The following is a 5,391-nucleotide window of genomic DNA, read 5'->3' on the forward strand; positions in this document are numbered from 1 at the left end:
CGCGGGAGCGACGCAGCACACCCCGGCGCAGCGCGAGCAGTCCGCCCGCAACTCCCGACCGCCGCCCCCGCCCGCCACCGGCCCGTCCACCCGCACAGTCTCCCCTCCGAACACCCCGCCCCCATTCTCCGCACCCACCCCACCCACCTCCCGACCCACCCCGTCGATCATGAAGTTGACGGCGACAAAACGGACCGGAACCGCCGCCAACCTCATGATCAACGCGACAAGGTGAGGCGGGGTCAGAAGGTGAAGAGGGAGGCGGTGGTGCGCTGCATCAGGCAGGCGTTGCCGAACGTCCGGGTGTAGGAGACCGGGCGGTCCTGCCAGATGCCCACGGCACGCGCGACGACCGGGTCGTACTGCGAGGTGCACGGCGCACCGTCCACGTCGAGCGCGTCCAGGTCGCCGTCGACGCGGGCGACGAGCCGGCAGGCGGTGATCGGATCGGGGTGCAGGCCACCGGTGGGCCCGCAGGTCAGCACCGTGGCGCGCAGGCCGGCGCCGTCGTCGACGGTGAGCAGCAGCACCGAGGGGGTCTCCGGGCCGGGGCGCGGTGCGGCCTGCGCGGGAGAGGCCGGCGCGGCGAGGCCGCCGAGCGCGGCGGCCAGGGCCAGAGCGGCGGTACGTCGGGCGAAGGGCATGGGTGGTCCTTCCGTCGGGGCCCCGGGTGAGGGCCGGTGGACGGCCCGGCACGTCGTGCGAACCGGACCGCCGAGAACCCTAGGTGGACGGTGTGAACGCGAAGAGTCACGAAGTGTTACGCCAGTCGACCCCGCCGCCGGTCCGGTGTTACATCGGCGCACGGGAATGCCCGAACGGCTGACAACCGCCCGAGTGCCTCGCGGGAGCGCATTCCGAATTGGCGGTACGGCCACCTGAAAGGCTGACAACCGAATCGGGCCGTTATTGCGCCGATGCATTCCGTACGCCGGATCGTTGTCAATGCACGGCAACCGGAACGGCCGTTACCGGAACGATTCTTTTGAGCACCTCATAGCGCATTACCGTCGGGTGGCAGGGCGTTTTCGTCCCCGTCGGGAGGACTGCTCATGAGCGAACTGTCGCACCCACCGGCCGCTCCCGGCCCCGATGTCGAGGCCGTTCCCGGCCCCGCCGGCCAGCCCGGCGAATTCGTCGGCCGGTCGCCCGGCCGGCTCGCCTGGCTACGGCTCAAACGCGACCGTACGGCCAAGGCCAGCGCCGTCACGCTCGCCGTCGCCGCCCTGGTGGCGCTCGGCGCGCCTCTGCTGGGACGGCTCACCGGAATCGACCCGACCGACAAGTTCGTGGACCGCCTCAACGATTTCGGAATGCCGATCGGGTACGCCGGCGGAATCAGCTCCGACCATTGGCTAGGGCTCGAACCCGGCAGCGGCCGGGACATCCTGATGCAACTGGTCTACGGCCTGCGGACGTCCCTGTTCATCGCGTTCACCTCGGCCCTGCTGGCATCCGGCATCGGTGTCGCTGTCGGGGTGCTGGCCGGGTGGGCCAGAGGCTGGCTGGACAGCGTCGTCAACTGGCTGATCGACCTCACGCTGGCGTTCCCGTTCCTCATCTTCGCGCTCGCGGTCATCCCGATCCTCCAGGACCGCTTCTACTCCGACCGGGAGGCGCCGTCGCCGGCCTTCCGGGTGGCCCTGATCGTCGCGACCTTCGGCCTGTTCAGCTGGACGTACACCGCGCGGCTGGTCCGCGGGCAGGTGATCTCGCTGCGCGAGCGGGAGTTCGTCGAGGCGGCCCGTGCGGCCGGCGCCGGCACCACGCACATCCTGCTGCGGCAGCTGCTGCCAAACATCTGGGCGCCGATCCTGGTCACCGTCTCGCTGATGGTGCCGCAGTTCATCGCCATCGAGGCGGCGCTGGCGTTCGTCAACATCGGCGTCACCGAACCCACGCCCGACCTGGGCCGCATGATCTTCAACAGCATCGGCTACGTCGCGAGCGACCCCTGGTACACCCTGTTCCCCGGGTTGACGGTCTTCCTGCTGGTCCTGGCGTTCAACCTGCTCGGCGACGCGCTGCGCGACTCGCTGGACCCCCGCTCCACCCGGTAGTCCCACGGCCATCAGTGCCCGGCCGGCGGGGGCCGCCGGGCAGGAAGGAGCACACCGTGCGCGCACGAACCCGGACACTGACAGGTGTCCTCGCCGCGGCGGCGCTGGCCGCCGCCGGCTGCAGCCCCACCACCGACGACGGCGGCGGCGACGACCAGAAGACCAAGACCCAGAGCGGATCGATCTCGTACGAGGCCGCCGACAACCAGGGCCCGGCGAAGGACGTCGACGGGGCGACCCGCGGCGGCACCCTCACCGTGATGCAGCCGGCCGACTTCGAGCACCTCGACCCGGCCCGCAACTACGTCAACGTGCAGCAGGTCGCCGGTGGGCTGCTGTACCGCGCGCTCAACGGCTACAAGGAGGACGGCAGCGGCAAGCTGCTGCTCGTCGGCGACCTGGCCACCAACCCCGGCAAGGACGTGAACGGCGACTGCAAGGTCTGGGAGTTCACCCTGCGCGACGGCGTGAAGTACGAGGACGGCACGCCCGTGTCCAGCAAGGACGTCGCCCACGGCATCGCCCGGTCGTTCGCGGCGAACCTCAACGAGGGCCCGCACTACATCCAGCAGTGGCTCTACCCGGGCGGGGCGTACAACGCCACCTACAAGGGACCGTACGACGGGGGCAAGCCGGTGCCCGACGGCGTCGCCACACCCGACGACCGGACCATCCGGTTCACCTTCCCGCAGCCGCACTGCGACCTGCCGTACGCGGCGGCGCTGCCGACCAGCGCGCCCGTGCCCGCCGCGAAGGACACCCGCGCGAACTACGACCTGCGGCCGTTCTCGTCCGGACCGTACCGGGTGAAGACCTACCAGCGCGACGTGTCGCTGGAGCTGGAACGCAACCCGAACTGGGATCCGGCGACCGACCCGATCCGCAACGCGTACCCGGACGCGATCCGGATGACGTTCGGCCTGGAGCAGGCCCAGATCGCCGAGCGCCTGGTCGCCGACGGGCCGGCCGACCAGGCGGCGCTGAGCTGGTCGGACGTGCCGCCGTCGGTGCTGCCCCGCACCACCGGATCCGGCGTCTCCGACCGCGTGGTACGCGGCCCGACGCAGTACAACTGGGTGCTGAGCATCAACACCCAGCGGGTCACCGACCTGAGCGTCCGGCGGGCGCTGAACTACGCCGTCGACAAGGACGCCCTGCTCAAGGTGCTCGGCGGGCAGGCCGCCGGCTCACCCGCCACCACGCTCATGTCGCCCACCACCGCCGGATTCGTCCCGTACGACCTGTACAACGCCCCGGTCACCGGCGACAAGGCCAAGACCGCCGAGCTGCTCGCCGGCAAGCGGCCGAAGCTGGTGCTCGCCCACTCCAACCTGGAACTGCGCACCCAGCAGGCCGAGGCGCTGCGCAAGAACCTCACCGACATGGGATTCGACATCGTGATGAAGCCGATCGACAACAGCAGCTACTACGACGAGGTCGGCCGCAAGGACAACCCGTACGACCTCTACCTCACCGGCTGGGGCTCGGACTGGCCCACCGGCTCGACTGTGATCCCGCCGGTCTACGACGGACGGGAGATCGTGGCCGAGGGCAACCAGAACCTGTCGTACCTCAATGAACCGTCGGTCAGCGCGGAGATCGACCGGGTCCGCGACCTGCCGGCCGCCGAGCAGGACGCCGGCTGGATGGCGCTCGACCGCATGATCATGGACAAGTACGCCCCGGTGGTGCCCTGCTACTACGACGCCACCTACGAGCTGCACGGCTCGAAGGTCGGCAACGCCTTCCTCAGCGACGCGTTCGGGATCATCTCGCTCAACGGCATCTACGTGAAGAAGTGACAGCCGCGCGGAGGGCGGCTGCCACGGCGGCCGCCCCCGCGCCCACCCGGGGGAGGTGCTCCCGTGCTCCGTTTCGTCGTACGGCGGCTGCTCGTCGCCGCCCTGACCCTGGTCGTCATCAGCCTGGTCACGTTCGGTCTCTTCTTCGCGGTGCCGAGCAGCCCGGCGAAGGTGATGTGCGGCAAGAACTGCACGGCCGAGGACATCGCCCAGGTCGAGCGCCGCCTCGGCATCGACCAGCCGCTGCCCCGGCAGTACGCCGACTTCGTCAGCGGCGTCTTCGCCGGCCGTACCTACGGCGAGGGCGACTTCCGGCAGGACTGCCCGGCACCCTGCCTCGGCTACTCATTCCGCAACAACCAGCCCGTCACCGAGATCGTCGCCCAGCGCGCCCCGGTGACGTTCAGCATCGTCCTCGGCGGCGCCGTGCTCTGGCTCGGCCTCGGCATCTCGCTCGGCATGGTGTCGGCACTACGCCGGGGTACGGCGTTCGACCGCGCCGCGATCGGCGTCACACTGGCCGGGGCGTCGATGCAGGTCTACTTCTTCGGGCTGATCCTGCTCTACCTGCTCGTCTACTCCACCGGGCTGCTGCCGTTCCCCAGCTACACCCCGCTGACCGAGAACCCGTTCCGCTGGGCGGCCGGGCTGATTCTGCCCTGGATGACGCTCGGCTTCCTCAACTCGGCGTTGTACGCCCGGCTGTCCCGGGCGCAGATGGTGGAGACGCTGTCGGAGGACTTCGTCCGCACCGCCCGGGCGAAGGGGCTGCCCGCCCGGAAGGTGCACACCCGGCACGCGCTGCGGGCGGCGATCACACCGATCGTCACGATCGCCGGGCTGGACATCGGCACCAGCCTCGGCGGCACCTTCATCACCGAGACGATCTTCGGCCTCCAGGGTCTCGGCAAGGCGACAGTGGAGGCGGTGCAGTTCCTCAACCTGCCGGTGGTGATGGCGACGGTGCTGCTGGCGGCGGTGTTCATCGTGGTCGCCAACATCGTCGTCGACGTGCTGTACGCGGTGATCGACCCACGGGTCCGGCTGAGCTGACGGGAGGAGACGGACATGGTGGAGCTTCCGGCGCCGCGTCGCGGCGAGGGCCCGTACCTGCGGGTCAGGGATCTGCGGGTGCGGTTCGACACCGAGGACGGTGTGGTGCGGGCCGTGGATGGTGTGTCGTTCGCCGTGGAGCGGGGTCGCACGCTCGGGATCGTGGGTGAGTCCGGTTCCGGTAAGAGCGTGACGTCGCTGGCGATCCTCGGTTTGCACAACGCTAGGCGCACGACCATCTCCGGGGAGATCTCGGTGGGTGGGCGTCAGCTCGTCGGGTTGGGTGAGGAGGAGGTGCGGCGGCTGCGGGGCCGGGACATGGCGATGGTCTTCCAGGATCCGTTGTCGGCGTTGCACCCCTACTACTCGGTGGGGAAGCAGATCGCTGAGGCGTACCGGGTGCATCATCCGAGGGCCGGTCGGCGGGAGGCGCGGACGCGGGCGGTGGACATGTTGGGCCGGGTGGGGATTCCGCA

General features: G+C 70.0%; 5 protein-coding genes. 4 read left to right on the forward strand and 1 reads right to left on the reverse strand.

All coding sequences use genetic code 11. The annotated features are described in order from the left end of the window. Positions 1 to 242: 242 nt before the first annotated feature. A complete protein-coding gene (locus IF06_RS0131565; RefSeq protein WP_013286430.1) occupies positions 243 to 644 on the reverse strand; it encodes an SSI family serine proteinase inhibitor in 402 nt (133 codons plus the stop codon). Between the two features lie 408 nt (positions 645 to 1,052). Between IF06_RS0131565 and IF06_RS0131570 the strand changes: the two genes are divergently transcribed. From IF06_RS0131570 to IF06_RS0131585, 4 genes are all read left to right on the forward strand, one after another. Beyond that, positions 1,053 to 2,060, forward strand: a complete 1,008-nt coding sequence (locus IF06_RS0131570; RefSeq protein ID WP_013286429.1) for an ABC transporter permease — start codon at positions 1,053 to 1,055, stop codon at positions 2,058 to 2,060. A 56-nt stretch (positions 2,061 to 2,116) separates the two neighbouring features. Continuing rightward, a complete protein-coding gene (locus IF06_RS0131575) occupies positions 2,117 to 3,862 on the forward strand; it encodes an ABC transporter substrate-binding protein (RefSeq protein ID WP_013286428.1) in 1,746 nt (581 codons plus the stop codon). Positions 3,863 to 3,925: 63 nt separating this feature from the next. Further along, complete coding sequence (locus IF06_RS0131580) at positions 3,926 to 4,915, forward strand: ABC transporter permease (RefSeq protein WP_030275424.1); 990 nt, start codon at positions 3,926 to 3,928, stop codon at positions 4,913 to 4,915. 15 nt (positions 4,916 to 4,930) lie between these two features. Continuing rightward, positions 4,931 to 5,391, forward strand: a 461-nt coding sequence (locus IF06_RS0131585; RefSeq protein WP_036312040.1) for an ATP-binding cassette domain-containing protein, incomplete at its 3' end; no start/stop codon positions are given.

It is taken from the genome of Micromonospora globosa (assembly GCF_000717585.1).
GTDB classification, from domain to species: Bacteria; Actinomycetota; Actinomycetes; order Mycobacteriales; family Micromonosporaceae; genus Micromonospora; species Micromonospora aurantiaca.